25 protein-coding genes, 1 tRNA gene and 2 pseudogenes are annotated in these 26,564 nt (G+C 65.8%); 12 read left to right on the forward strand and 16 right to left on the reverse strand.

Annotated elements, in window-relative coordinates:
• Positions 1-60: 60 nt before the first annotated feature.
• The 8 genes from AUL30_RS11240 to AUL30_RS11270 form a co-directional block, all read right to left on the reverse strand.
• The gene (locus AUL30_RS11240) at positions 61-876 is read right to left on the reverse strand and encodes an inositol monophosphatase family protein (protein WP_062227977.1); all 816 of its coding nucleotides are present in this window, start codon (positions 874-876) and stop codon (positions 61-63) included.
• Positions 873-1,820: a 1-phosphofructokinase family hexose kinase gene (locus AUL30_RS11245; RefSeq protein WP_062227978.1), complete on the reverse strand. Its 948-nt coding sequence runs from the start codon at positions 1,818-1,820 to the stop codon at positions 873-875. The genes AUL30_RS11240 and AUL30_RS11245 overlap by 4 nt, the downstream gene beginning before the upstream one ends.
• Before the next feature lie 133 nt (positions 1,821-1,953).
• The gene (locus AUL30_RS19945; protein ID WP_192843056.1) at positions 1,954-2,118 is read right to left on the reverse strand and encodes a hypothetical protein; all 165 of its coding nucleotides are present in this window, start codon (positions 2,116-2,118) and stop codon (positions 1,954-1,956) included.
• A gap of 37 nt (positions 2,119-2,155) precedes the next feature.
• A complete protein-coding gene (gene minE / locus AUL30_RS11250) occupies positions 2,156-2,437 on the reverse strand; it encodes a cell division topological specificity factor MinE (RefSeq protein WP_062227979.1) in 282 nt (93 codons plus the stop codon).
• Positions 2,434-3,249 (reverse strand): septum site-determining protein MinD, encoded by an 816-nt coding sequence (minD, locus tag AUL30_RS11255; protein ID WP_062227980.1) that lies wholly within the window; start codon positions 3,247-3,249, stop codon positions 2,434-2,436. Before minD ends, minE begins: the two co-directional genes overlap by 4 nt.
• A 17-nt stretch (positions 3,250-3,266) precedes the next feature.
• Positions 3,267-4,028 carry a septum site-determining protein MinC gene (minC, locus tag AUL30_RS11260; RefSeq protein WP_062227981.1) on the reverse strand — a complete coding sequence of 254 codons (762 nt, stop codon included), beginning with the start codon at positions 4,026-4,028 and terminating at the stop codon, positions 3,267-3,269.
• A 105-nt stretch (positions 4,029-4,133) separates the two neighbouring features.
• Positions 4,134-5,141, reverse strand: a complete 1,008-nt coding sequence (locus tag AUL30_RS11265) for a KpsF/GutQ family sugar-phosphate isomerase (RefSeq protein ID WP_062227982.1) — start codon at positions 5,139-5,141, stop codon at positions 4,134-4,136.
• A gap of 31 nt (positions 5,142-5,172) precedes the next feature.
• Complete coding sequence (locus AUL30_RS11270) at positions 5,173-5,883, reverse strand: GntR family transcriptional regulator (protein WP_083507871.1); 711 nt, start codon at positions 5,881-5,883, stop codon at positions 5,173-5,175.
• Between the two features lie 374 nt (positions 5,884-6,257).
• Between AUL30_RS11270 and zwf the strand changes: the two genes are divergently transcribed.
• The 4 genes from zwf to AUL30_RS11290 all read left to right on the forward strand — a co-directional run bounded on the left by zwf (position 6,258) and on the right by AUL30_RS11290 (position 12,363).
• Positions 6,258-7,736, forward strand: coding sequence for a glucose-6-phosphate dehydrogenase (zwf, locus tag AUL30_RS11275; protein ID WP_062227984.1), 1,479 nt, complete (start codon positions 6,258-6,260; stop codon positions 7,734-7,736).
• Between the two features lie 8 nt (positions 7,737-7,744).
• Positions 7,745-8,446, forward strand: coding sequence for a 6-phosphogluconolactonase (pgl, locus tag AUL30_RS11280; RefSeq protein WP_062227985.1), 702 nt, complete (start codon positions 7,745-7,747; stop codon positions 8,444-8,446).
• A gap of 29 nt (positions 8,447-8,475) precedes the next feature.
• Complete coding sequence (gene edd / locus AUL30_RS11285) at positions 8,476-10,293, forward strand: phosphogluconate dehydratase (protein WP_062227986.1); 1,818 nt, start codon at positions 8,476-8,478, stop codon at positions 10,291-10,293.
• A 111-nt stretch (positions 10,294-10,404) separates the two neighbouring features.
• Positions 10,405-12,363 carry a polysaccharide biosynthesis protein gene (locus AUL30_RS11290; protein WP_062227987.1) on the forward strand — a complete coding sequence of 653 codons (1,959 nt, stop codon included), beginning with the start codon at positions 10,405-10,407 and terminating at the stop codon, positions 12,361-12,363.
• A gap of 12 nt (positions 12,364-12,375) precedes the next feature.
• Here the strand turns inward: AUL30_RS11290 and AUL30_RS11295 are convergent, their stop codons facing one another.
• Positions 12,376-14,016: a hypothetical protein gene (locus AUL30_RS11295; protein ID WP_062227988.1), complete on the reverse strand. Its 1,641-nt coding sequence runs from the start codon at positions 14,014-14,016 to the stop codon at positions 12,376-12,378.
• 213 nt (positions 14,017-14,229) lie between these two features.
• On the opposite strand from AUL30_RS11295, the gene AUL30_RS11300 reads away from it, so the two are divergent.
• From AUL30_RS11300 to AUL30_RS11315, 4 genes are read left to right on the forward strand one after another with little or no spacing between them, the layout of a single operon-like run.
• Complete coding sequence (locus AUL30_RS11300) at positions 14,230-14,685, forward strand: DUF2948 family protein (protein ID WP_062228047.1); 456 nt, start codon at positions 14,230-14,232, stop codon at positions 14,683-14,685.
• A gap of 43 nt (positions 14,686-14,728) precedes the next feature.
• A complete protein-coding gene (hisD, locus tag AUL30_RS11305; protein ID WP_062227989.1) occupies positions 14,729-16,027 on the forward strand; it encodes a histidinol dehydrogenase in 1,299 nt (432 codons plus the stop codon).
• A gap of 7 nt (positions 16,028-16,034) precedes the next feature.
• Entirely contained in the window at positions 16,035-16,514 is a 480-nt protein-coding gene (locus AUL30_RS11310; protein ID WP_062227990.1) for a UPF0262 family protein, read from the forward strand.
• A 3-nt stretch (positions 16,515-16,517) separates the two neighbouring features.
• Complete coding sequence (locus tag AUL30_RS11315) at positions 16,518-16,973, forward strand: arsenate-mycothiol transferase ArsC (RefSeq protein ID WP_062227991.1); 456 nt, start codon at positions 16,518-16,520, stop codon at positions 16,971-16,973.
• Between the two features lie 35 nt (positions 16,974-17,008).
• On the opposite strand, the gene yihA is transcribed toward AUL30_RS11315, so the two are convergent.
• The 4 genes from yihA to rpmH are packed head-to-tail and all read right to left on the reverse strand — an operon-like array spanning position 17,009 to position 20,040.
• The gene (yihA, locus tag AUL30_RS11320; protein ID WP_407638281.1) at positions 17,009-17,662 is read right to left on the reverse strand and encodes a ribosome biogenesis GTP-binding protein YihA/YsxC; all 654 of its coding nucleotides are present in this window, start codon (positions 17,660-17,662) and stop codon (positions 17,009-17,011) included.
• Positions 17,659-19,479 (reverse strand): membrane protein insertase YidC, encoded by a 1,821-nt coding sequence (gene yidC, locus AUL30_RS11325; RefSeq protein ID WP_062227993.1) that lies wholly within the window; start codon positions 19,477-19,479, stop codon positions 17,659-17,661. The genes yihA and yidC overlap by 4 nt, the downstream gene beginning before the upstream one ends.
• Positions 19,479-19,865, reverse strand: coding sequence for a ribonuclease P protein component (rnpA, locus tag AUL30_RS11330; protein WP_062227994.1), 387 nt, complete (start codon positions 19,863-19,865; stop codon positions 19,479-19,481). Before rnpA ends, yidC begins: the two co-directional genes overlap by 1 nt.
• Before the next feature lie 40 nt (positions 19,866-19,905).
• On the reverse strand, positions 19,906-20,040 hold the full coding sequence (gene rpmH, locus AUL30_RS19390; protein ID WP_036482406.1) for a 50S ribosomal protein L34: 135 nt from the start codon (positions 20,038-20,040) through the stop codon (positions 19,906-19,908).
• A 256-nt stretch (positions 20,041-20,296) separates the two neighbouring features.
• On the opposite strand from rpmH, the gene AUL30_RS11335 reads away from it, so the two are divergent.
• Both AUL30_RS11335 and AUL30_RS11340 read left to right on the forward strand, forming a co-directional pair.
• Positions 20,297-21,760, forward strand: coding sequence for a sensor histidine kinase (locus AUL30_RS11335; RefSeq protein ID WP_083507872.1), 1,464 nt, complete (start codon positions 20,297-20,299; stop codon positions 21,758-21,760).
• A 109-nt stretch (positions 21,761-21,869) separates the two neighbouring features.
• Positions 21,870-21,946, forward strand: a tRNA-Arg gene (locus tag AUL30_RS11340).
• A 481-nt stretch (positions 21,947-22,427) separates the two neighbouring features.
• Here AUL30_RS11340 and AUL30_RS11345 read toward each other — a convergent pair.
• Positions 22,428-23,741, reverse strand: coding sequence for a PQQ-dependent sugar dehydrogenase (locus AUL30_RS11345; RefSeq protein WP_062227995.1), 1,314 nt, complete (start codon positions 23,739-23,741; stop codon positions 22,428-22,430).
• Entirely contained in the window at positions 23,738-24,220 is a 483-nt protein-coding gene (locus AUL30_RS11350; protein ID WP_202814496.1) for a DUF2231 domain-containing protein, read from the reverse strand. Before AUL30_RS11350 ends, AUL30_RS11345 begins: the two co-directional genes overlap by 4 nt.
• 314 nt (positions 24,221-24,534) lie before the next feature.
• On the opposite strand from AUL30_RS11350, the gene AUL30_RS19750 reads away from it, so the two are divergent.
• Together AUL30_RS19750 and AUL30_RS20125 are read left to right on the forward strand one after the other, a co-directional pair.
• Complete coding sequence (locus AUL30_RS19750; RefSeq protein WP_157070092.1) at positions 24,535-24,939, forward strand: hypothetical protein; 405 nt, start codon at positions 24,535-24,537, stop codon at positions 24,937-24,939.
• An 88-nt stretch (positions 24,940-25,027) separates the two neighbouring features.
• Positions 25,028-25,448 (forward strand): annotated as a pseudogene (locus AUL30_RS20125) (LysR substrate-binding domain-containing protein); the annotation flags it as partial.
• A gap of 124 nt (positions 25,449-25,572) precedes the next feature.
• Here AUL30_RS20125 and AUL30_RS11355 read toward each other — a convergent pair.
• Positions 25,573-26,477 (reverse strand): annotated as a pseudogene (locus tag AUL30_RS11355) (LysR substrate-binding domain-containing protein).
• Between the last annotated feature and the right edge of the window lie 87 nt (positions 26,478-26,564).

Here is a 26,564-nt window from a genome sequence, read left to right on the forward strand (position 1 = left end):
CATCCGATTAAGCCTGTCGGCGGCGCTGCGAAAGGGTTGCGCAGCGCCGCATGGCAGTTTTTATGTCGTCAGCACCAGGGCACTCGCCGCCTCGCCGCTGCCGATGATCATGGGCTGCCGCCAAATCTGCCCGGCAGGTGCGTCGAACTTGGTGAAATCGGTAAACTCCGCGTCGGCGGCCGAGCGCGTCAGCACCGTTCCGCCGGTGGCGCGGACCAGGGGAACACCCCCCGCGACATCCCAGATGTTCGGCGCATCGAACCGCGCGCCGGCCAGGAGCCCTGCCGCCACGAAGGCGCATTCGGCCGCGGCCGATCCCGTCTGCCGGGCCTCGTAGCCGAGCGTCATGTCGGTCATCAGGTTGGGCATGGCGACGATCCGGCGGCGGACGGCGGAGCGATCCACGCTGTCGATACGCGCGCCGTCGAAGAAGAGCGGCCCGCCCTGCGCAGCATGGTAGACGCCCGGCCGCAAGGCGTGGCTGGTGGAGCACCAGACCGCCCCGACCACGGGATCGCCGCGATGGACGATCCCGATCGATGCGGCAAAGATGGGAAAGCCGTTGACGAAGTTGGCCGTGCCGTCGACGGGGTCGATGACCCAGGTCCACTCCGCCGGCGGCAGATCGCCGCCGCCCTCTTCCTCGCCGACGATGGCGTGGCTCGGGTAGCGCTCGGCAAGCCGCTCGCGCAGGACGGCCTCCACGGCGCTGTCGATTTCCGACACCGGGTCACGAAACTCGGCCTCCTCGGCAGAGGCAAGCTTCTTGTACTTCACCGCCAGCGCCTGGCCCAGCGAGGCGGTGATGCGGTCGCCGGCCAGATGGGCCAGTTCCACGGCCATCTGCTCAATATCGCGAAGATCGACGTCGCTCATTTGATTTCCTTGATCGTCACCTGTCCGGCCATGATCTCGATGTCATGGATGTTGCCTGTGCCGCGCCCGTGCCGTGTCACGTTCATCGCACCCGCTGCGCTGGCAAGGCGCAGGCAATCCTCTGGCCCGTCGCCGCGCGCCAGCGCCACGGCCAGGGCCGCGGTCATGGAATCGCCGGCGCCTGTGGGGTCGCGCGGGGTGAGCTGCGGAGCGGATGCTTCCCAGAAGCGGCCGTCCATGACGGCCAGGGTGCCGGCGCCGGCGCAGGACACAACGATGGCCTCCGCCTTCTTCTGCAGGCCCTCCATGGCGCGCATCAGGCTCTTGCGGCTATCGTCCTTGGCAAGCCCGGCGGCCATCAGCTCCTCATGGCTGACCTTCAGGAGAGTCAGCCCCTCTTCCACCGCCTCCAGCACCGTGCCGGCAATGTCGGCGATCGATATGACCCCATTGGCCTTCAGGTCGCGGGCCAGCCGGCCATAGGTCTCCACCGGCAGGACCGCACCGTCCGGGACGCCGGTCACGATGATGGTCCCGCAGCGTACGCCCTCTGCCAGCGCCGCATTGTACAGATCGTCCACCTCGTGCCGGTCGAGCCGCGGGGGCGGCACGCTGGCGATCTCCTTGCGCTCGCCGCCGCGCCGGTCGTTGATGTAGCCGCCATTGGCGTGGCGGATCGGCACGGCGCGAAAATCCAGCCCTTCCGCGCGCACCAGGGCCTCGATCAGCGTGCGGGCTTCGCCCCCGACCGGGCCGACGAGCATCGCCTTGCCGCCGAGTTCCGCCGCCATGCGCGCCGCCCAGACACCCTGGCCACCGGCGTGGAAGTAGACCTCGTCCTCTCCGCTCGCCAGATGCTCGATGGTGATGGTGAAAAGCGGCCAGGGTGCGAAGACGGCAACTTCGACGGGCTTGTGTTTTCGAGGCGCTGGGTCGGAAGGCATGTGTCATCCATGATCGTTGTCGACGGATGATAAAGCCGGTATCGGCCCGACGGTTGCACGGGGCCCTGCGCAAAAGAAAAGCCCCGGCGCCGGGCGCCGGGGCTCGTGGGGGATGGTGGCGGTGCGGTTCGCGTCAGTTGACGCGGCGCGCCTTTTCCACCGCTTCCTCGCAGACTTCGACATGCTTCAGCAAAGCCTCGTTGGACAGGATCGACGCGATGCTTCGGATGTTGCGTCCCTGCATTTCCGGGGTTTGCTGGACTTTCTGAAGACGGACCAGAAGTTCGGCTCTGCTCATCGATACTCTCCCCTTTTCCTGTACGCGCCGCGAACGGTCAGCCGTTGGCCACACGCGCCCGGGCGCCGCCGGCTTCCGCGAGCGGCAGTTCGATGTCGACTTCCAGCGTGGAGATGGCGTCTCCACGGTCCATCGAGACCTTCACCTTTTCGCGATCGATATTCACGTGCTTGGCGATCACCGCCAGGATTTCCTCGCGCAGCACGGCGACGAGGTCGGATTGGCCGAGCGTCGCGCGTTCATGCGCCAGGAGCACCTGCAGGCGCTCGCGCGCCGCCGGCGCGGTATTGCGCCTGGCGAAGAGATTGAAGATGCTCATGCGGCCCTCCTTCCGAAGAGTTTCCCGAGCAGGCCCTTCTTGTCCGAGGGGACTAGCATCGGCACGCTTTCGCCCTTCAGACGGCGGGCGGCGTCCATATAGGCGCGGGCCGGTGCGCTGCCGGCGTCCGACAGGGTCACCGGCGTGCCGAGGTTGGATGCGCGCAGCACCTCGGCGCTTTCCGGAATGATGCCGAGCAGCGGGATGGACAGGATTTCCAGAACGTCGTCGACCTTGAGCATGTCGCCGCGCTCGGCGCGGTTGACGTCGAACCGGGTCAGGAGCAGGTGCTTCTCGACGCGCTCGCCGCGCTCGGCCAGTTCCGTCTTGGAATCCAGAAGGCCGATGATGCGATCGCTGTCACGCACCGAGGAGACTTCCGGATTGGTCACGACGACGGCGATGTCGGCATGGCGCATGGCGAGCGTCGCCCCGCGTTCGATGCCGGCCGGGCTGTCGCAGATAACCCAGTCGAACTGCTCGCGCAGGTCCGCCATGACGCGGGCGACGCCTTCGGTGGTCAGGTTGTCCTTGTCGCGCGTCTGGGACGCCGGCAGAAGGTGCAGCGTATCCACGCGCTTGTCGCGGATCAGGGCCTGGGGCAACTTGGCGTCACCCTGCACGACATTGATGAGATCGTAGACCACGCGGCGCTCGGCGCCCATGACGAGGTCGAGATTGCGCAGGCCGACGTCGAAGTCGACGACGACGACCTTCTGGCCACCCTGTGCCAGGGCAGCGCCCAGAGCGGCTGTCGACGTGGTCTTGCCGACTCCCCCCTTGCCCGACGTCACTACCAGAACTTTTGCCATTATCGACGTCCTTTCGTTCAGCTTAAGACCGCTGCCTTCAACACATCCCCGTCGAGCCAGACCTGTACGGCCTGGCCGCGGAGTTTCTGTTCCATGTCTTCCGCCGTCTTGTAGAGCCCGTCGATCGCGATCAGCTCGGCCTCGAGCTTGCGGCAGAAAATGCGGGCCTTCGGGTTGCCGGCGGAACCGGCCAGCGCGCGCCCGCGCAGCGCGCCGTAGATGTGGATGGACCCGCCGGCAACGATCTCCGCGCCGGACGACACCGATCCGAGCACCGTCACGTCACCATCCGGGTGGATGATGGACTGGCCGGACCGCACCCCCTCTTCCACGATCAGGGTCGTGCTGCCCTGGGGCGGCGAGAAGACACTGGCCGCAGGCTCGCTCGCCGCAGCGCCCTTGGGCTGCGCCTTGCTGGCATCCGCACGGCCGGTGGCAGATTCGTCCGGCAGCTCCGGATCGGCGGCGGGCCGTCCGCCGCGCATTTCCGGCGGCATGCCGGGCCCGAGCAGCGACGGCTTGGCGCCTTCGATGCCCATGATCCGCACATTGCGCCTGGCCAGTTCGTCGATCAGCCGTTGCAGGTCTTCCCGCGTCACGGGAAGGCCCGCCACGTCCAGCACGATCGGCCGGCTCAGGAAGAAGCCGGTCGAGCGGCGCGCCAGGTCGTCCAGCTCGTGAAGCCAGTCCTCGAAGGGAAGCTCCGGGGACAGGACGAGCGCCAGGAAGGACCGTCCGCGCAGGCGGATTGCTTTGCGACTGGTCAATGCTTCATTCATCTTGGTTAACGAGTGGTTTCCATCGGTGTACGGCACACAGGATTAACAGGCGGTTAATTCCCGAACCTTGCGCCTTTGATGGGAAACGCTTTTTTTTGAGCCGCCTCAGGCAACCCCGGCACGCAGCAGGTCGACCGTCCGCAGCATGCCGACGGGCTTGCCCTCCGCCACCACGAAGAGCGCGCCGATCTGCCGGGCTTCCAGGATCTTCAAGGCTTCGCCGGCAAGCATATCGGGAGAGACGCAGACCGGATTGCGGGTCATCACATCCTCGACGGTCCGCTCCAGAAGGTCGGGCGCCATATGGCGGCGCAGATCGCCATCGGTGATGACGCCGACGAGCCGTTCATCCTGGTCGACAATGCCCACGGCTCCGTAGGTATAGGCGGAGATGATGCCGATCGCCTCCGCCATGGCGGTGCCCGGCCGTGCCAGCGGCAGGTCCGGCGCCCGGCGCATGAGCTCTGCGACGGACAGGAGCCGCGCGCCCAGCCGGCCGCCAGGGTGATAGATCTTGAACTCGGCTGCCGAGAAGCCGCGCACGTCGATCAGCGCGACGGCGATGGCATCGCCCAGCGCCAGTTGCAGAAGGGTGGATGTCGTCGGCGCAAGATTGTGCGGGCAGGCCTCCCGCACGCGGGGGAGAACCAGCGCGACCGTCGATTCGCGCGCCAGGGTGCTGTGCGCATCGGCGGTGATGGAGATCAGCGGAACGGCGAAGCGCTTGGTGTAGTGGATGGTCTGGGCCAGTTCGCTCGTCTCGCCCGACCAGGACAGGGCCAGCACGACATCGCTCGGATCGACCATGCCGAGATCACCGTGCGTCGCCTCGGTCGGGTGCAGGTAATAGGCGGGGGTACCGGTGGAAGCGAAGGTCGCCGCCAGCTTGCGTGCGATATGTCCGCTCTTGCCGACGCCGGTCACGATCAGCCGGCCCGCGCGGTCGCGGATCAGCCGGACCGCCTCAGCCAGCGCGCCGCCCAGGGCGCCGCTCGCCACCTGCGCTTCCACATCCACGAGCGCTTCGCGTGCGATCGCCATGCTGCGGCTTGCGGAGGCGATGACGTCCGCATCGGGCAGCGTGCCGCCGTTTCGTGTCGCGCTCGATGTCATGCCGGCCGTCGCCCTCCGCAGCTACTTGCAACTACACCTCATAGACGAGGTCGTGTCCGAGATAGCAGCGCGCGACGCGTCGTTCCAGCGGGCGCCCGTCGTGACCGAAGATGACCTGGCGCAGAAGCAGGATGGGTTCGCCGGCAGCGACCCCGATTGCCCGGTCGGAGGATTTGGCGGCTTCGACCGACAGCCGCTCCACCGCACGCACGGCCAGACCATGCCCGAACCAGCGCCGGGCGGCGACCTCCCGAAGGGCGGCCTCGTCCGCGATGGCCGCATCCGGACTCAACGGAGATTGCGCCACCTCCGTCGCGAACACCCGACCGTCGTGCCTCCGCCGCCGATGGCTCACCAGCACCACCGCATGCATCGGTATCCGCAGGTCGCCGGCAATCTCGGCATCAGCCGTGCCAAGGGCGACATGCGTGACGTCCATCACCCCGTCGACCCTTTTGCCGTCGGCGGAACGTACGGCCGACAAGCGGCTCAGGAACCGCTCACTCCTTACGTCGTGAAGCATGGTCCACCGACCGGCGGAGCGGTCGATGACGCCGAAACCATCGAGGACGTCGAAGGCCCGCCGAACCGTGCCGATCGACAGCGAGAATTCCCGGGAAATGTCCGCCTCCGATGGAAGGAACTGACCGGGCGCCCATTGGCGGCTGACGATCTTCCCCACGAAGACGTCAACGACCTGAAGATACAATGGTCGAAGATCGAAGCTGTTCAGGATTACCACACGTCCTAGTGAGCGATAGAATCTGAAGGAATCATATCACGGCTGTAGGAAGTTTAAATCACAAACATAAAGGATTATGCCAGATCGCAATTATGTGAATGTTTATCTTCTAATACCTGAAGGATATGGAACTGCGATTTCGACCTGTTTCTAGATTGGTTGGCCCTCACCGGCACCGCATTGGCACTTGCATATAATATGCTGCATGACAGCGCGCATGTGCGTAGGCCAATGGTTGCGGAGAGACGGCGTCTTCGGCAAAAGGGACGCGAACGCCGTCCTCGCTTTGAGCGATGAATTTTTTAATCGATTAGATTATCATGAGGCCCAAGTAGGCTATAATGACCGAGCAGGCACCACCAGGAAGAGAGCGTGTGACCAGTCTTATCATTCCCGTCGACAGTTTCGATTACGTCGTCTTTGGCGGCAATGGCGATCTTGCCGAACGCAAGCTGCTGCCCGCTTTGTACCACCGCGATCTCGACGGTCAGATCCCGGCCGATTGCCGCATTATCGGCGCATCGCGCACGGCAATATCGGACGATGAGTACCGAGACTTCGCCCGCAAGGCGATCGACACCTTCGTCAGCACTGCCGACCGCAAGCCCGAGGCGATCGAACGCTTCATAGGACGTTTATCCTACCTCCAGGTCGATGCGCGCAGCGATGACGGGTGGGACGCGCTGAAAGCGCGGCTCGATGAAGCGCCACCGGAGCGCATTCGCGCCTTCTACCTTGCTGTCGGGCCGGCCCTGTTCGGCGATTTCGCCATGCGGATTCGCCAGTTCGGCCTCGTCAACGCCAATACGCGGCTCGTGGTCGAAAAGCCGGTCGGCCGCGATCTCCAGTCCGCCCGGGAGCTGAACCGCATCATCGGCGAGCATTTCGACGAGCAGCAGGTCTTCCGCATCGATCACTATCTCGGCAAGGAGACGGTGCAGAACCTGATGGCGCTGCGCTTCGCCAACATGCTCTACGAGCCGCTTTGGAATTCCGCCTATGTGGACCATGTCCAGATCACCGTGGCGGAATCGGTCGGGCTCGAGGGCCGCGCCGGCTACTACGACAAGGCCGGGGCCCTGCGCGACATGGTGCAGAACCACATCGTGCAGCTCATGTGCCTGGTGGCGCTGGAGCCGCCGGCCGCCATCGACGGCGACAGCCTGCGCGACGAAAAGCTGAAGGTGCTGCGCGCCCTCAAGCCGATCGACGCCAGCAACATCGAGCATGTCACCGTGCGCGGGCAGTATCGGGCGGGCGCCTCCAATGGCGGGCCGGTCGCCGGCTATCTGGAGGATCTCGGGGAGCCGAACAGCAGCACCGAGACCTTCGTCGCCATCAAGGCCGAGATCAACAACTGGCGTTGGGCCGGCGTGCCCTTCTATCTGCGCACGGGCAAGCGGCTGACGCAGCGCATGAGCGAGATCGTCGTCACCTTCCGGCCGATCCCGCATTCGATCTTCGGCCCCAATGCCGGCCACGTCCAGCAGAACCAGCTTGTCCTGCGGCTGCAGCCGGACGAGGGTGTGAAGCAGTGGCTGATGATCAAGGATCCGGGCCCCGGCGGGATGCGCCTGCGCCACGTGCCGCTGGATATGAGCTTTGCCGAATCGTTCGGCGTGCGCAATCCCGATGCCTATGAGCGGCTCCTGATGGATGTCATCCGCGGCAACCAGACCCTCTTCATGCGCCGCGACGAAGTCGAGGCGGCGTGGGAGTGGATCGATCCCATCCTGACGGCCTGGGCCGAAAAGGACGTCAAGCCGCAGGGCTACACCTCCGGCACCTGGGGTCCGTCCAGCTCCATTGCGCTCATCGAGCGTGACGGGCGGACCTGGCACGAACCCGAGTGAGGCCCGGCATGGACTTGCGTTTCCACGAATACCCATCGCGTGAAGCTCTGGCCGAAGGGCTGGCGGCGGGGGTCGCCGCCATCCTGGCGACCGCCATTCATGCGCGCGGGGCCGCGACACTGGCCGTCTCCGGCGGATCGACACCCAAGCTCTTCCTGCAGAAGCTGTCTGCCGCCCAGATCGAGTGGGACCGCGTCACCGTGCTACTCGTCGACGAGCGGTGGGTGGCGAGCGACAGTGAGCGGTCCAATGCGCGGCTCGTCGCCGACAATCTTCTGCAGGGTGCGGCCGCCAAGGCACGGTTCGAGGCCTTCTTCGTCCCGGGCGAGTCGGCATTCGAGGCCGCCGCCGGACTGAACCGCCGCTTCGAGGCGCTGACCCGCCCGCTCGATGCGGCCGTGCTCGGCATGGGCAATGACGGGCACACCGCGTCCTTCTTCCCGCAGTCGGAACAGCTCGGCCATGCGCTGGCGCCGACCGGCGGCGAATGCATCGCCGCGGTGGAGGCCCCCGGCGCCGGCGAGCCGCGCATCACGCTGACGCTGCCGGTCCTTTTGTCGGCCCATTTCCTGGCGCTCCACATCGAGGGGGACGACAAGCGCGACACGCTGCGCGAAGCGCTGGCGGAAGGGCCCGTGGAGGATATGCCCGTGCGCGCCGTGCTGCGGCAGGACCAACGCGACGATCTGCAGATTTTCTGGGCCCGCTAGGATCCGGGCATACTGAAAGGCTGAAAGCCATGACCATCGACAGGCGCCTTGCGGCCATCACCGATCGTATCCGCGAGCGCTCGCTGCCCCGCCGCGAAGCCTATCTCGCCCGCGTCATGGCGCAGGCACAGTCGCGCCCGCGGCGCGCGGGGCTAGGCTGCGGCAACCTGGCCCATGGTTTCGCAGCCTGCGGCGTGGGCGACAAGGACAGGTTGATGGGTGATGTCACGCCCAATCTGGGCATCATCACCGCCTATAACGACATGCTGTCCGCCCACCAGCCCTATGAGCGTTTCCCCGACCTGATCCGCCAGGCCGCGCGTGATTTGGGCGCCACCGCCCAGGTGGCCGGCGGCGTGCCTGCCATGTGCGACGGCGTCACGCAGGGTGAGGCCGGGATGGAGCTCTCGCTCTTCTCGCGCGATGTCATCGCCATGTCGGCCGGCATCGGGCTCAGCCACGACATGTTCGACGCGGCGGTCTATCTCGGCGTTTGCGACAAGATCGTTCCCGGCCTCGTCATCGCCGCGCTGACCTTCGGCCATCTACCGGCGGTGTTCATTCCCGCCGGGCCGATGCCCTCGGGCCTTCCCAACGACGAGAAAGCCCGCATCCGCCAGCTCTATGCCGAGGGCAAGGTCGGGCGGGCGGAACTCCTGGAGGCAGAGTCCAAATCCTATCACGGTCCGGGCACCTGCACCTTCTACGGGACGGCCAACTCCAACCAGATGCTGATGGAGATCATGGGGCTGCACTTGCCGGGCAGTTCCTTCGTCAACCCGAACACGCCGCTGCGCGACGCGCTGACGCGCGAGGCCGCCCAGCGCGCGCTCGCCATCACCGCGCTCGGCAACGAGTACACGCCCGTCGGCGTGATGGTGGATGAGCGCACCATCGTCAACGGCGTGGTCGGCCTGCATGCGACGGGCGGCTCCACCAACCATACGCTGCATCTCGTCGCCATGGCGGCGGCGGCCGGCATCAGCCTGACCTGGCAGGACATATCCGACCTGTCGGACATTACCCCGCTCCTGGCGCGCGTCTATCCGAATGGCCTGGCGGATGTGAACCATTTCGACGCGGCCGGCGGCATGGGCTTTTTGATCCGTGAGCTGATCGGGGCCGGTCTTCTGCACGACGATGTGCGCACCGTCTTCGGCCAGGGGCTCGCCGCCTATACGGTGGAAGCCGGGCTGAGCGAAGACGGGCTCGGCGTGCGCCGCAGCCCCGCACCGGCGCAAAGCCACGATCCGAAGGTCCTGGCGCCGGCCTCCGCCCCCTTCTCGGCCAATGGCGGGCTGCGGGTCCTGGGCGGCAATCTCGGCAAGGCGGTCATCAAAGTGTCCGCCGTCAAGCCGGAGCGCCGGATCGTCGAGGCGCCGGCCCGGGTCTTCGACAGCCAGGAGGCCGTCCAGCGCGCCTTCAAGGCCGGCGAGCTGACGGGCGACTTCATCGCCGTCGTGCGCTTCCAGGGCCCGGCCGCCAACGGCATGCCGGAGCTGCACAAGCTGACCCCGGCGCTGGGCGTCTTGATGGACCGGGGCCAGAAGGTGGCCCTGGTGACCGACGGCCGTATGTCCGGGGCCTCCGGCAAGGTTCCCGCCGCGATCCACGTCACACCGGAAGCCAAGGAAGGCGGCATGATCGCCCGCATCCGGGATGGCGACATCCTCCGGCTGGATGCCGAGACGGGGCAGCTGGAACTCCTTCTGGATGACGCGGCGCTGGCCGCGCGCCAGCCGGCACAGATCGACCTGACGCCCAACGAATTCGGCATCGGCCGCGAACTCTTTGCCGTGTTCCGGCGCGCGGTCGGCCCGGCCTCCACGGGGGCGTCGGTCTTCTAGCGATGGTCGGCACCTTCTAACCGCGGTGGAAACGCTCTAGTATGAACCCGTCCGCGCCGTCGTCGCGCAGCGCGGACGGTCGAGCTGCGCCGCCACGGATATCAGGACCCCATGTTCAACTCGAAGCCGCACCTGCCCCGCGGATCGCTTCGCTCCCTCGGCATTCTGCACGATATCTTCGTGGCCGCGCTGTCCATGATGCTCGCCCTCGGCCTGGCGTGGAACTTCCAGGCGCTGACCATCTACTGGCAGCTCTGGGCCATCATCGGCGGATTCACCCTCCTGTCGGCCGCCATGTTTCCGCTGTTTTCCCTGAACAGCGGCGCCTGGCGCTACGCATCGCTGCTCGACGTCGTGTCCATCGTGAAGGCGGTGACGGCGATCGTGACCCTGTTCCTGCTCGGACATTTCATCCTGTTCCGGGGCATGTTCCTGCCCCGCTCGGCGCTTGTCATGTGCTGGTTCATCATGATCGTGGGCCTGGGCGGCCCGCGGCTCCTGTACCGCCTGTCCAAGGAACGCGGCTTCAGCGAGAACGCCGTGCGCCCGCTCCTGCCGGGCAAGGTGGAGCATGTCGTGCTTTACGGCTTCAACGACAATGCCGATCTGTTCATCCGCAACGCCCGCCGGTCGCGCCCGCTGACCCATATCGTCGCCATACTGGACCCGCAGCCCAAGAACTGGCGCCGCCGCCTGCACGGCGTGCGGGTGGTGGGCGATCTTTCGGCGCTGGCCACGCTGACGCGCAAGAGCGAACTGGCCGCAAGTCCGGTGTCACAGATCATCGTCACGCAGACCAACCTGCCCCCATCGGACATGTCGCGGGTGGTCGAGGCGGCGTCGCCGCTGAAGCTCGCCATCAAGCGCCTGCCTGACATATCCCGTGCCGGCGGCGTGGACAGCGAGGCGCCGATCGACGCGCTGCCCGTCTCGCTGGAAGATCTGCTCGGGCGCCGCGAGGTCGATCTCGACATCCGCGAGGTCGCCCAGCTCATCAATGATCGCTGCATCGCGATCACCGGCGCCGGCGGCTCCATCGGTTCTGAGCTGACCAAGCAGATCGCCGGCTTCCAGCCGCGCCGGCTGCTGCTGATCGACAATTGCGAGTTCAATCTCTATTCGATCGGCCGCCAGATCGCGGCCGCCCATCCAGAGATCGCGACCATCGAGCGCATTCTGGACGTGCGCATGGCGGACCGGATCAACGCCGCCTTCCAGGAGTTCCAGCCGGATGTGGTCTTCCATGCCGCGGCGCTGAAGCACGTGCCCTTGGTGGAGGAAAACCCCGTCGAGGGGATCGAGACGAACCTTCTGGGCACCCGCAACGTGGCGGACGCCGCTCTGGCATGCCGCGCCACCGCCTTCGTGATGGTGTCCACCGACAAGGCCGTGAACCCGGCCAATGTCATGGGGGCGACCAAGCGGGCGGCAGAGGCCTATTGCCAGGCCCTGGACCTGGCCGGCAGCGAAACGCGCTTCATGACCGTGCGCTTCGGCAATGTCCTCGGCTCGGCAGGATCGGTCATTCCGCTGTTCCAGTCGCAATTGCAGCGCGGCGGACCGCTGACCGTCACCCACCCCAAGATCACCCGCTTCTTCATGACCATCCCGGAAGCCTGCCGGCTGATCCTGCATGCGGCGGGCCATGGTGTCGCCAACCGCACCGAGCGGGGCCGCATCTTCGTTCTGGACATGGGCGAGCCGGTCCTGATCACCGAACTGGCCGAACGCCTGATCCAGCTTGCGGGCCTGCGCCCCGGCGTCGACATCGAGATCCGGTATATCGGCCTGCGGCCTGGCGAAAAGCTCTACGAGGAGCTCTTCGGGGAAGGCGAAACCGTGGAGACCACGGGCCGCGAGGGGCTTCTGGCCGCCAGCTCCAGCGTCAGCGACACATCTTTCCTGCGGCGCAATTTCGAGGTACTGGAGCGGGCCGTTCGCGCCAGCGATGCGCCCCGCGCCGTCGAGCTCCTGTCGCATATCGTGCCGGATTACCGCAAGGCCGAGATCCTCGACGAGCCCGTCGCCCGGCCGCGTCCGCAGGCACCGGTCCTCCCGCCCGCGCAGTAACGGGCGGCGTCCTCAACTCAGGCGTGTCGGCGCGCTGCGCGCATCGTGGCGTTGGCGCAGTTCCTCCGGCGTCAGGATGCGCGCTCCACCCTGCTCCCCCGCCCCATCGGCCAGTCGCCGCGCGGCCATGTCCCGCAGTTCCTGGCGCAGCCTGTCCCGCCGGCCGAGCACCGTCTGCGCAGTGTCGGGCTCCGGCCCGTCGGGTGCGAGCGTGGATGCCGCATCACGTGGCCGGGTCGGCAGCGCCGCCTGCGCCTGTCGGACGGCTTCAGCCAGGTCCTGGACGGACCGGGCCATGTCGTCCACCTGCGCCGCTTCGTCCCTATCCTCCGGCGGCGGCTCCTGCGCCACGGGCGTTTCCGCCGGCACCGGCAGCGGCGCTTCGGCCACCGGCTCACCCTGCGGTTCGTCCTCTTGCGCAGATGCTGCCGGTGCGACCGCGGCAGACGGAGAGACCAGCCGCATCGGGGCCTGACCTGCCCCCAGATCCACCGCATGATAGGGCACGTCGGACAGGATGGTGGGGGTGCTCTGCTGCGGGCGGCGCAGAAGCCGCGCCACGGCCAGCACGCACAGCAGCGCGAGGGCGAGGACGATCCCCGCCGCCGCCCCCAGGATCGCCCGTGCGAGTGGACCGGGGCCGACCGGTGCCATGGGCGGCAGGGCCCTGGATACGATATCGACCGGCGCGCGCCGCGGCCCCGCCGCCAAGGCGGCCAGGGAGGCCTGCGCGCCGGCCAGTTCGGCCTCGAGCGCAGCCACTGCTGGCGATGGGGCGGCCGGCGCAAGCGCCGGCTCCGCTTGCGGCGGAGAAACCGGGCGCGCCTCGGCCTCTTGGCGCGCCGCGTCGAGACTCGCCTCACTGGCAGCGATCAGCCGCCGGCCTTCCTGCACAAATGCAGCGCGCGCCGCATCCAGGCGACGGGCGGCTTCGATGCGCCGCGGATGGCGCGGCCCATAGGTCCGGGACAAAAGGTTCAGTTCGGCTGCGGCCTCGTCCCGGCGCGCGCCGAGCGTCGCCAGAGCGGGCGGCAGCGCCGACAGGTCGGCCTTGTCACTGCCGACTGCTTGCGCGAGCGCGTCGCGCTCTGCTGTCAGCGCCGCGATGCGGGGATCGGGTTGCGATGGCTTTGCCGTCTGGCGGGATGGCGCGGCGGGCCGCGCAGGCGCTTGCCCTTCATCGCCCAGGGCAGCCAACCGGTCTTCATAGGCTGCGATGCGGCGCTGTGCGGCGGCAAGGGCCGCATCCTGCCGCGCGGCCAGATAGGCCGCCTCGCCCTGCGCGAAGGTCTCAGCGACCGCATTGGCCCCGCGCGCGGCCGCCTCGGTCGTGGTGGAGCGCACCTGCAGGGATGCCGTCAACTCGCCGGATGGGCTGACAAGGCTGACATCCTGCGCAGCCACGCCCGTAGCACGGAGGGCCGCCTCGCCGGTTGCCCGGGCAAGGCGTGCGCGCAAGGCGGCCAGATCGTCGATCCCCGCATCCGCATAGGACCCCGCATCCAGGACAAGCCGTGCCTCCGCCTGGTAGTGCGGCGGCGCGATCCTGTGCCAGCCGAGGCCGGCCGTAAGGCCCGCGGCTCCGCAGGCCAGCACGAGGAAACAGGCGGCGATGCCCCGGTTCGCGGGCCGGTCGCTTCTCTCCCGGGCCATTGGGCGTTGATCGCTTGGCATGATCCATCCGCATCGGGCGCATTATGGGAAGGCGCCAGTCTCGCCGAACATGGCAAACAAACTCTTAAACCTGCGGTTGCCAACTGTCACGCCGGAGCCGGTGGTCATGACAGGTGGGGGAATACCAACGCGGCGCCAAATGCCCTAGATGAAAGGCCCGACGGATTCTTGAGCGTCGCCGAAAGCGAGACCATGAGCGAATTACACCTGATGGCCCTGGACGAGGCCGACCTTCAGATCATCTCGGCTTGCTGCCAGGATGCGGTGATGAAGCGGGGTGACGTCCGCTTCGAGGAGGCAGCGGGACGTTTCATCCTGGTCATGAACCGCTATGCCTGGGAGGCGGCCGCCAAGCGGCGCGGCCTGTCGCTCCTGCGCAGGCCCGTCAAGGAACGTCGCCGTTCGGTGCTGCATTTCGACCGCGTGACGAAGGTGCGCCAGCAGAACGTCTCCATGGACATGGCCGACGAGGTCCTGTCCCTGCTCGCGATCCGCTTCCACGTCGATGAGGCGCCCTCCGGCGTGGTCGAACTTGTCTTTGCCGGCAACGCTACGATAAGGCTTCACGTCGAGTGTATCGAGGCGCAACTGGCGGATCTCGGCGCGGCGTGGAGCACGGAACTGCAACCGGACCACGAGCGCGGCTGACGGAAGCTTGCAACGGCGCGCCACGGCAAGGAGTTGAAGGAACGTGCCGATACGGCTTAGCACCGCCGATCCCGATTTCGAGGATCGGTTCGAGACACTGCTCGGCACCAAGCGGGAAGTCTCGCCCGATGTCGACGATGCGGTCCGTTCCATCATCGCACGCATCCGCTCCGAGGGCGATGACGCGCTGATCGACCTGACGCGGCGCTTCGACATGCTGGAGCTGACGCCAGAGACCCTGCGCATCGATCCGGCCGAGATATCCGCCGCCTTCGCGGCGACGCCGCCGCGCACGCTGGACGCTTTGAAGCTGGCGCATGACCGGATCCGCGCGCATCACGCGCGCCAGCGCCCCGCCGACGATCTCTACACCGATGCGCTCGGCGCGACGCTCGGCAGCCGCTGGACGCCCCTGCGCTCGGTCGGCCTGTATGTTCCGGGCGGCGCGGCCAGCTACCCGTCCTCGGTGCTGATGAACGCCGTGCCCGCCGTCGTGGCGGGCGTCCAGCGGATTGCCATGGTGGTGCCGGCCCGGGCGGGCGAGTTGAACCCGCTGGTCCTGGCCGCGGCGCATCTGGCCGGTGTGAGCGAGATCTACCGTGTCGGCGGCGCGCAGGCGATCGCCGCGCTGGCTTACGGCACGAAGACCATCCGGCCGGTCGCCAAGATCGTCGGCCCGGGCAATGCCTTCGTCGCCGCAGCCAAGCGGCAGGTTTTCGGGACGGTGGGGATCGACATGATCGCCGGCCCGTCGGAAGTGCTGATCATCGCCGATGGCGACAACAACCCCGACTGGATCGCCGCCGACCTTCTGGCGCAGGCCGAACATGACGCCGCCGCACAGTCGATCCTCATCACCGACGATGCCGCCTTTGCGCAGTCCGTGCAGGAATGTGTCGAGCGCCAGCTCCGCCGCCTCCCGCGGGAAGCCACCGCCCGCGCGAGCTGGGAGGATTACGGCGCCGTTATCCTGGTCCGCTCCCTGGAAGCGGAGGCGCCCGAACTCGCCAACCGGATCGCGGCCGAACATCTGGAAATTGCGCTGGACGAGCCCGAGCGCCTGCTCGCCGGGATCAACGATTGCGGCGCGGCCTTCCTGGGCCGCCACACACCGGAAGCCATCGGCGATTACGTGGCCGGGACGAACCATGTCCTGCCCACAGCGCGCTCGGCCCGTTTCTCCTCCGGCCTGTCGGTTCTGGACTTCGTCAAGCGCACATCAATCCTCAAGCTCGATCCGCAGAGCCTCTCCGCGCTGGCGCCGGCCGCCGTGGAACTGGCCAATGTCGAGGGGCTCGATGCCCATGCACGGTCCGTTTCCATCCGCCTGAACATGGATTGAGCGGCACATGGCGGGGGAGCGGCACGGACGCTTGGTGGACATCGAGCTCGACGAGTCGATCGGTCGCGCCACGCCCGATGTCGAGCATGAGCGCGCCGTCGCCATTTTCGACCTGATCGAAAACAACGTCTTCGAACCTGCCGGCATGGAACCGGGCGGGCTCTACCGGCTGCGCCTGGCGCTCGTCGAAAAGCGCCTCGTCTTCGACATTCGAGATGCGGAGCGGCGCAAGCTCGCGACGCACATCCTGTCGCTGACGCCTTTCAAGCGCATCATCCGCGACTATTTCCTCATCTGCGATAGTTACTACGAGGCGATCCGCTCGGCGACGCCATCACAGATCGAGGCGATCGACATGGGCCGGCGGGGTGTCCACAATGATGGTTCGGACCTTCTCTGCGAAAGGCTGAAGGGCAAGATCACCCTCGACCGGGATACCGCCCGTCGCCTCTTCACCCTGATCTGCGTCCTGCATTGGCGGAGCTGAGCGGTGAACCGTCGCACGCTCCCCGGCTCCATCCTCTTCGTCTGCGGCATGAACGCCATCCGCTCCCCGATGGCGGAGGCTCTGGCCCGCAGCATCCTCCCTCCATCGGTCTATATCGCTTCGGCCGGTGTCAAGGACGGCCAGGCCGACCCCTTCGTGGATGTCATCCTGCGTGAGGAAGGGTTGCCGCCCGTGAACCAGCCGCCCCGCCGCATGGACGAGTTGGAGGACGACTTCTTCGACCTGATCGTCACCATGTCGCCGGAAGCGCATCACTATGTGCTGGACGAGACGGCCGGCAGCGCGGCAACCGTGGAGTTCTGGCCAACGCCCGACCCCTCCGTGACGACCGGAAGCCGCGACCAGATCCTGGAGGCCTATCGCGATGCCTTCCAGCGGATCGAGAGCCGGATCCGCGCCCTGACGCAGGACGTGCCCGAAGGCCGCGCCCCCGCCTGAAACGCACAAGCTCACGCAGAACGCGGCGCCGAGCCTCAGGCAGGCTCCACGAAGGAGCGGATGGCATCCTGAACGTCGGACATGCCGGCGCCTTTTTCGGACGAGGTCGCCAGAACCACGGGGTGCGCGGCCGGGCGCTTGCGGATGGCCTCCTGGGTCGCGTCCATGAGCTTGGGCAAGGCCAGCGCGGAAATCTTGTCCGCCTTGGTCAGGACCAGCTGGTAGGAGACGGCGGCCTTGTCCAGGAGGGCAAGGACATCCGTATCGTTCTTCTTGATGCCGTGGCGCGAGTCGATCAGCACGAAGACGCGCTTCAACGTGGCGCGGCCGCGCAGATAGTCGAAGACGAGCCGCGTCCAGGCATCGACCTGCTCCTTCGGCGCCTTGGCATAGCCGTAGCCCGGCATGTCGACCAGCGCGATGGGCGGCAGATCCGCGCCCTCGCCGCTATAGCCATCGGGAACGAAGTAGTTCAATTCCTGCGTTCGCCCGGGCGTGTTCGACGTCCGGGCAAGGCCCTTCTGGCTCAAGAGTGCATTGATGAGCGAGGACTTGCCGACATTGGAGCGGCCGGCAAAGGCGACTTCGGGCGGCCCTTCCGGCGGCAGGAACTTCATCGACGGCACACCGCGGATGAAGACCCAGGGCCGGACGAAGAGAAGATCCCTGTCCTCGGGCACCGACCTCAGGCCTCCTTGCCGGATCGTCGGAACACGGACCGGATATTGTCCCACAGCTCGATCTTGGCGCCGTTGCGCTTCATGATGACGGATTGCTGGATGATCGACAGGAAGTTGTTCCAGGTCCAGTAGATCACCAGCCCGGCCGGGAAGGCGGCGAGCATGAAGGTGAAGAGGATCGGCATCCAGGTGAAGATCATCTGCTGCGTCGGATCGGGCGGCGTGGGGTTGAGCTTCATCTGCACGAACATCGTGATGCCCATGAGAATTGGCCACACGCCGACCATCAGGAAGTGCGGCAGCGTCACCGGCACCAGTCCGAACAGGTTGAAGAGGCTGGTCGGGTCCGGCGCGGCCAGATCCTGGATCCAGCCGAAGAAGGGCGCATGGCGCATCTCGATCGTAACGTAGAGCACCTTGTAGAGCGCGAAGAAGACGGGGATCTGAACCAGGACGGGCCAGCAGCCGGCCGCCGGGTTGATCTTCTCCTCCTTGTAGATGCGCATCATCTCCTGCTGCTGCTTCATCCGGTCGTCGGCGAACTTCTCGCGCAGCTCCGCCAGCCGCGGCTGCACGTTCTTCATCTTCGCCATCGACTTGTAGCTTTTGTTGGCGAGCGGGAAGAAGAACAGCTTCAGAAGGACGGTGACGACCAGGATGGCGACGCCGAAATTGCCGGTGAAGTGATAGATCCAGTCGATGACGTAGAAGAGCGGGCGCGTCAGGAAGCGGAACCAGCCCCAGTCGATCAGGCGGCTGAACTCGGGAATGCTGAGGCTGTCCTGGTAGCCGTCCACGAGGCTGACGATCTTGGGCCCGGCGAAGGCGCGCGTCAGGAGCTCACGCGTTTCGCCCGGCTGTACCGTCAAGGCTTCGCTCAGATACTCGGTCTGGTAGCGGCTGCCATTGTCGGACGAAAAGCGGAAACCGGGCTGGAACGGGACGTTCGTATCGGGAACGAGGGCCGTCGCCCAATACTTGTCGGTGATGCCGAGCCAGCCGGTGGTGGTCTGCGCCGGGGTGACGCGCCCCTCTTCCTCGATCTTGGCGTAGGTGACCTCGTTCAGGCCGCTGTCGCCGAGATAGCCGATCAGCCCCTCGAAGACGACCCAGGCCGAGGCGACCTGCGGCTTGGAATGGCGCACGACGCGGCCATAGGGCTGCAGCGATACGGCGCCTTCGCCCGTATTGGCGATGCTGTCGGTGATGGTGAACATCGCGTTCGGATCAACCGCGATTTCCCGCGTGAAGGCGATGCCCTGGGCGTTGGTATAGGTCAGCGTGACGGGGGTGCCGGGCGTCAGCGTCTGGCCTTCGGCGGTCTGCCAAGGCGTGTTGGGGCCCGGCAGTTCGCCGATATTCTGGCCGACATAGCCGAATTCGGCGAAGTAGCCGTCCTGCCCTGCCGATTCGGGCGACAGGAGCACGATGGTCGGCGAAGAGTCGTCGACCGTCTCGTGGTACTGCTTCAGCCGGACGTCATCCAGCCGCGCACCGACGAGGTTGATCGAACCCGACAGGGACGGCGTATCCAGCGGCAGGCGCGGCGAAGCGGCCAGCGCGGCTTCGCGCGTCAGCGTATCCACCTGCGCGGCAGGTTGGGGAATGCTTTCGCGCCCGGCAGGTGCCAGGGCCTGCTCCTGCGGCGTCCCGGCCGGCACCGTCTCGGACTGGAGCGAGCCCTGCGCGCCGGTCGCCGGGTCGCCCGGCGTGGTCGCGGCCTGCTCGGAATCGGCCATGCGAGGGTTGATGACAAGGAACTGCCAACCCACGAGAACCGCGATGGACAGCACCATCGCCAGGAGGAAATTGCGGTTTTTTTCCATCACTCACATTCCCGGTGGTCGGCGCCCGCCTGGCGCTGGCCGGCGCGGTCGCCGCCGGCTCCGCCCCTTGCCACTTTTTGAAACCGTGCGGACAATTCCGCCCCGATGCGCTCGAAGGGGGCGACAAGCAGGTCCCGCCGCGCGACGATCACATAGTCGAAGCCCGCGACCATGTCAGCCCCGGACCGCACACGGATCGCTTCACGAAGGCGTCGGCGGATACGGTTCCGCTCGACGGCGTTGCCGACCTTGCGCGTCACCGTCAGCCCGTAACGCGCCGGCCGTCCGTCGCGTCGATCCAGAACCTCGACAAAGAACAAAGGGCCGTTCAGACGACGGCCCTTGCGCGCGGCGAGGAATTCGGCCCGCTTCTTCAGTCGTTCCACAGCCGGAACGGCGCCTGGCGTGCGTGCCGGACCGGCCCGATCAGGCGGACAGGCGCTTGCGGCCACGGGCGCGACGGGCCGCGATGACGCGGCGGCCGCCCGAGGTTGCCATGCGGGCACGGAAACCGTGACGACGCTTGCGGACGAGTTTGCTCGGCTGATAAGTGCGCTTCATGTTGACATTCCGCGATCGCGTCGCGGACCCCTAGTTCGGCAGGTCTTCAATAGAACTTCGGCGGACGGGGCGTCGGACATGCGAAAGCAATCTGACGCGGGCAGCCACCCGCTCTGGTGTGGCGCTTATAGAAAAAGTCATAGGCACAAGTCAATTGCGCCTTCCAGTCTCTGTCGTAAAGCCTATGAACTGTGAGGGCGCCGAAGGCCGGACCGAAGTCCCTTCTGCGGCCAGGGCGGACGAAAAAGGGCATTGCATGTCGGATGAGCGGGAGAGGCCGGTTGGGCAGGAAGGCGGCAGCGGTCAACGACCGACCCTGCCGCGCCGCCTATCGACCCGCATTCTCTGGTTCACCATGCTGTCGATCATGCTGGCCGAAGTGGCGATCTTCGTGCCGTCCGTATCGAAGTTCCGCCGCGACTGGCTGCACGCCAAGATCGAGACCGTGGCAGCGGCCAGCCTGGCGGCGGGCCGCAGCAGCGGCGGCCAGTTCGGCCTGATGACGCCCGAGGACGAGGCGGAGCTCCTGCGCTCACTCGGCGCGCAGCTCATCGCGGTGGAGGCCGACGGCGTATCGCGCCTTCTGGCGCGGGCCGAGGAGGTCGGGCCGGTGGACCGGGAGGTCAATCTCGACACCGAGACGCATATCGGCTCGATCCGCGCAGCCATGGACACGCTGCTTTTCGGCGGCGACCGGACGATCCGGGCGATCAGCCCGATCGGCGACGGGACCGTGTCGGCCGAGGTGGTGCTCCTGGAAGCGCCGCTGCGCCGGGCGATGCTGGTCTATGCGCGCAACATCTTCTCGGTCTCGCTGCTCCTGGCCAGCTTCGCCGGGCTTCTCGTCTATGCGGCCATCAGCCGCTACCTTCTGCGGCCCATGCGGCGCATGACCGAATCAATGCTGCGCTTCAGCGCCGAGCCGGAGAACCCCGCCCGCATCATCGCCGCCAGCCGGCGCGACGACGAGATCGGGATTGCCGAGCGGAACCTCGCCGAAATGCAGGCCCGCCTCCAGCGCATGCTGCGCGAGCAGCGGCACCTGGCCGATCTCGGCCTTGCCGTCTCCAAGATCAACCACGACCTGCGCAACACGCTGGCTTCGGCCCAGCTCGTATCGGACAGGCTGTCCGACATTCCCGACCCCCAGGTCCAGCGCTTCGCTCCGACCCTGATCCGCAGCCTGGACCGGGCGCTACACTATACGCAATCGGTCCTCGCCTATGGCCGGGCGGTGGAAAGCAATCCGCAGAAGCGGGTGATCCGCCCGCGCCTCCTTGTCGACGACGTGTTCGAAATGATGGCGGGTCTCGACGAGCGGATCGAGCTTGCCAACGAGGTTCCCGAATCGATCGAGATGGAGGTGGATCCGGACCATTTCCACCGTGCCATCGCAAACCTGGTGCGCAACGCCATCCAGGCCTTCGAGCACGAGCCGGGCGATTCGCTGGTGCGGCGCGTCGTGGTGGATGCGTCGATCGACGCGCAGGATCATGTCTGCATTACCGTCACCGATACAGGCCCCGGCCTGTCCGCCCGCGCCCGGGAACATCTCTTCAAGGCCTTCCGCGGCTCGACACGCGCCGGCGGCACGGGCCTTGGTCTCGCCATCGCGGCAGAGATCGTCCAGGCCCATGGTGGCACGATCCGCCATGTCGACGGCCATGCCCCCGGCGCCCGCTTCGAAATCTGCGTCCCCCGCCGCGCCACGCAGGACTGACCTCCCCACCCGATCATTTTTTCAAACAGGCGACTTGCTTTCCCCGCAACGAGCCGCTAGGAACCGCTCACACCGGTCGCGGGGCCCACAAACCCTGACTTTACCGGATGCGCCCGTAGCTCAGCTGGATAGAGCACCAGACTACGAATCTGGGGGTCAGAGGTTCGAATCCTTTCGGGCGCGCCATTCATCTCACTGAAATCGCTGCAAATATTGAACTTGCACATTTCGGGGGATGTTATTGCACCGCCAGCGACGCGCGGCTCCCCCATCCATAAACACCACCGGAACACAGCAGCGAACGTTTGATCTTCTTCGGTTTTTTAGCGGGCCGAAAGCCATCGGTCCGCTCCCCACTCCAGTTGAGCGGTTTGGCGGTTACCTGAACGCAATCATCCTAACTCGAACCGCCTCGGTTCATTTGACGACCGTCACCCATTCCACCGAACGCTCGGACGGTATCCATCATTGTGTCAGGATCGATTGGCCAGGCGATGAATCAGGAGCGCACCGGTAGCCTGATGCGTGCACTGTCAACCTGCGATGCGGAGAACCGCATCGCCTAGCCATTCGCATTATGTCCGTACTGTGCTGCTTATCTCATCGAACTACGGTCGCAGACGAGCCGTCTATCGGTGCCCTGAGGCGACGCTGACACCATCGCCCCTTAACGCGATGCCTGGGTCTGCGGGTCCTGAGAAACACGCCAGATCGTGTTGGAAAGGTCGTCGGCGATCAGCAGGATGCGCTTGGTCGGATCGAAGGTAACGCCAACCGGGCGACCTCGCGTCTCACCGCCTTCGATGTGGAATCCGGTAGCGAAATCGACAGGGTCGCCAGCCGGTTGACCCTGTTCGAACGGTACCCAGACAACCTTGTAACCCGAGGGGTCCTGACGGTTCCAGCTTCCATGTTCGCCGATGAAGGCGCCTTGTGAGAAATCTCCGCCAAAGCCATTATCCGTCGCGAATGACAATCCCAGCGCCGCGACGTGGGAGCCGAGCGCGTAATCAGGCGCAATGGCCGTATCGACGAGTTCGGGCTTCTGCGGATGAACGCGAGGGTCGAGGTTCTTGCCCCAATAGCTGTATGGCCAGCCGTAGAATGCGCCATCACGCACCGACGTCAGATAATCCGGCACCAACTGCGGCCCGAGCTCGTCGCGCTCGTTCACCACGGCCCACAGGCTGTTGCTCGTGGGCTCTATCGCCAGCGCAGTCGGGTTGCGGATGCCACGCGCGATCGTGCGGGTTGCGCCGGTCAGGCGATCGATCTCCCAGACGACGGCCCGCTCCTCCTCCACGTCCATGCCGCGCTCTCCGACATTGCTGTTCGAGCCGATGCCAACATAGAGCTTCGATCCGTCAGCGCTGGCTGCGAGCGACTTTGTCCAGTGGTGATTGATTGCCGAAGGCAGCTTGGCCACTTCCTCGCCCGGCACCGCAATCTCCGTCTGCCCCTCCTGGTATGGGAAGCGCATAAGCGCGTCCTGATTGGCGACATAGATTGCGCCGTCGACGTAGGCCAAACCATAGGGCGCGTTCAGATTGTCGATGAAGACGCTTCTGATTTCCGGCGTGCCGTCATTATCTGCATCGCGCAGAAGAGTAATGCGGTTGCCGCTCTCAACCTGCGTGTTGCCCTGCTTCTTGATGTAGCCGGCAATGACATCCTTGGGGCGAAGCGCCGGCGCATTACCGCCGCGCCCCTCTGCAACCAGGATATCCCCGTTGGGGAGAACGAGCATCTGCCTGGGGATCAGAAGGTCGCTCGCCAATGCATTGATTGCGAACCCTTCCGGAACGGTCGGAACCTCTCCGTTCCACCCGGCGGGCTCGGCAATTTTCATCGGCGGGATCAGCGTCTCGTTTACCCCCGGAAGATCGGGCGTTGCGCCAACCTGGTTGAGGGAAGGGTCACTTTCGCTGCAGCCCGTGAGTACCAGCGAGGCGACGGCAGTCATCAGAAACGTTCGGGTCATCGAGCTGCTTCCAAGCGTGCGGTTCGGGAAAAAAACATCCAGCCTGCGATGAGCGCGAGGATGGTGGTGGCAGCCGACAGGCCGACGCCCATAGTGCCAACGGAACTCCAAGCATCCCGCGCATGATGGAACGCGTTGACGAGGCCAAGAAGCCACATGAGAGCAACGACTGCGAAATAGAAAAGACGGCTGGAGCTGTCAGCGCGTCGGAGCTTGAAAAGCCAGTCGACAAGCGCCCAGGCGGCCACCAATCCACCGAACAGGAGTGCTCCGGCGATCGCCCAGCTTGCGAAGTTGGTCCACTGGATCTCAGCAGTGTTGAGGTAGGCAATGTCACAGGCGAGCGCCATTGTGAAAAGCGCTATCGGAAAGCTCAGTAGGTTGCCGTGCACCGCCCCCGAAAAGGACCTTCTGCCATTGATAGGGTAAGTCATGGGCGTCTCCGGATCTTCGTACTGGAACAAGGTGGCGTGGATCATTCTGTTCCCACGGCACACAAGTTTTGACCGTTGCGTATCCTTCCGGCCCGCTCACATCCTCAGCGGCGCAGCTATGGTCAGCCCGCTTTCGTGAATTCTGCGCGGAACCCGCTCCACGGCCGCTGGACTCCACTTCTGGGTCATTTGCAGCACAATCGCGACGATGGAAGGGGCGCCCTTCCCTCGCGGTCGGCAGAGACAGCACGACCCTGAGTATGGTGACGATGGTTGACTGGCAAAGTTTGAGATACTTCCCATCTGTGCTGCCCACCTTAGATGTTACTGAAGCGGCAGCGCGATGAGTGAGGTTACGAATGCGCAGTTCGGTATTGTCCTGCCTCGTTTTTGCAGTCCTTGCTGGTTGCGTTTCTAACGAGCAGGCAGATGATAACCGCTGCAAGTCCATTGGAGCCTCGCCCGGAAGCGACACATATGTACAATGCCGGATGTGGGCACAAACCGAGCGACGCAAAGAGTCCGAATTCGATCAGCAGATGCTGTCGAAACTGAACCAGCCGCAGACCGGTAACCGTGATGCGTTCTGCATGGGCTTCACCAATGGCTACATGAACGGCTACAACCAAACGAGCCCATCATCGATATCGGCTTCGGCTGTCCCGAGCTGCCCACCACAACCTCCGCAGTACGGTCCAACGAACGACATTGACCAAGGCTACCAAGTGGGCCAGCAAATGGGGCGATCCGACGGGCGCAGCTGACGCCAGGAAGCCTCCCCAACCGGCACATCGGGCTCGCCCGATCCTGCGTCATGTCTCGCCAGTGCGGTGTCCCATGCGGAGCTGGGTACTCGGAGAGACAACACGGATGATCGTCGCCGCGCCGTCCTATCTGGAACGCTGCGGCGAACCGCACAGTATTGCCGATCCGGAAGGGCACAATCGCCTCGGCTTCGGCTCTGCCCGCGCCGTCGACGGCTGGCCGCTTCGCCAGAAGGGTGAAACCATTTTCGTACCTGCGATCGGCCGCGTGCAGGCGAGCGATGGCGAAGGTCTTCGTCATCTGGCGCTCGCCGGCACCGGTCTGGCGCGTCTCGCGGCTTTCACGGTCCGCAAGGACATCGCCGCCGGCGTCTGGTTCCGGTCCTCGATCACCTCGACACCGGCGAGACGGAGGCATTCATGCCGTCTATGTCGGCCAAGGCGGCCCACTGCCATCCCGCGTCAGGGCACTGCTCGACTTCCTTGCGCTGAACGGCAAAGTGAGTTGATTTCCATGTTCGTCTCGGCCGCCCGGTGGCTGATGCTGCGTTCGATCGAACTTATGACACGCGCGTCTTCGGCGATTTCACAAACCTCACGCCGCCGTCGGCGCTCCGATCTGGCGTCGCCCGATTACAGCTCCGCGCTCCCTGGTAGCGCCGCGGCGAGCGCGTCGATTGCAAAGCGCACGCGCAGCGGCAGATGCGGCGTCGCCGGCCATAGCGCGTGGGAGCGGAATACGAGACGCGGCGTGTTTTCGAGCAAGGGGACGAGCGCGCCGGTCCGGACACGGTCGCGGATCAACCAGCACGGCAACCAGGCCAGCCCGTAGCCGGCCTCAGCGGCGTCGGCGATCGCTTCAAGGTCGTCGAAGCGCAGTCGGCTCGGAGGGGTCGCCTCTCGAAGCGTCCGGTCGTCGACCGGGAACTGCCACGCCTTGATCCGTCCGGCCCGGCCATAGACGACCGCGCGATGGGCTGGAAGGTCGTCGAGGCTCTGCGGACGGCCGAACGTGTCGAGATAGGCCGGTGCCGCGCAAACCGTCATACGTTGCAGGCCAACGGTACGGGTCATCAGCCCGGCGCCGTCTCCAATATCGCCGTTGCGGATCGCAAGGTCGATGCCGTCCTCGATCAGGTCGACAGGCCGGTCGCTGAACGACAGGTTGAGCTCGAGCTTGGGGTGCGCCGCCGCCAGCCGCGCCAGCACCGGCGCAACGCAGCGCCGCCCAAATTGCACCGGCATGGAGACGCGCAGACGCCCTGCCGCCTCATTCCGACCCGAATCGAGAGCCGCCTCGCCGGCGCGCAGCTCATCGAGTGCCCGCACGCAACGCTCGTAATAGCCCTGCCCATCCTCGGTCAGCGCCGGCTCCTCGTGGTGCGGTGGAACAGGCGGACGTCGAGCCGGGCTTCCATTCGGCTGATGGTTTTTGCAACTGCCGATCGCGTCAGATGCAGGCGCCCGGCCGCAGCGGCGAAGCTGCCGGTCTCCACCGCCGCAACGAACACATCCACACCGTTCAACATGTCACTCATGATTGTTGCCCATAAGGAACCAACGTCGCGATAAATTATCACTCTTGGAGTGCAGCATTCAACGTTAGTCTGCTTACGTCAAACATA

It is taken from the genome of Aureimonas frigidaquae (assembly GCF_001463905.1).
In the GTDB taxonomy this organism is placed as follows: domain Bacteria; phylum Pseudomonadota; class Alphaproteobacteria; order Rhizobiales; family Rhizobiaceae; genus Aureimonas; species Aureimonas frigidaquae.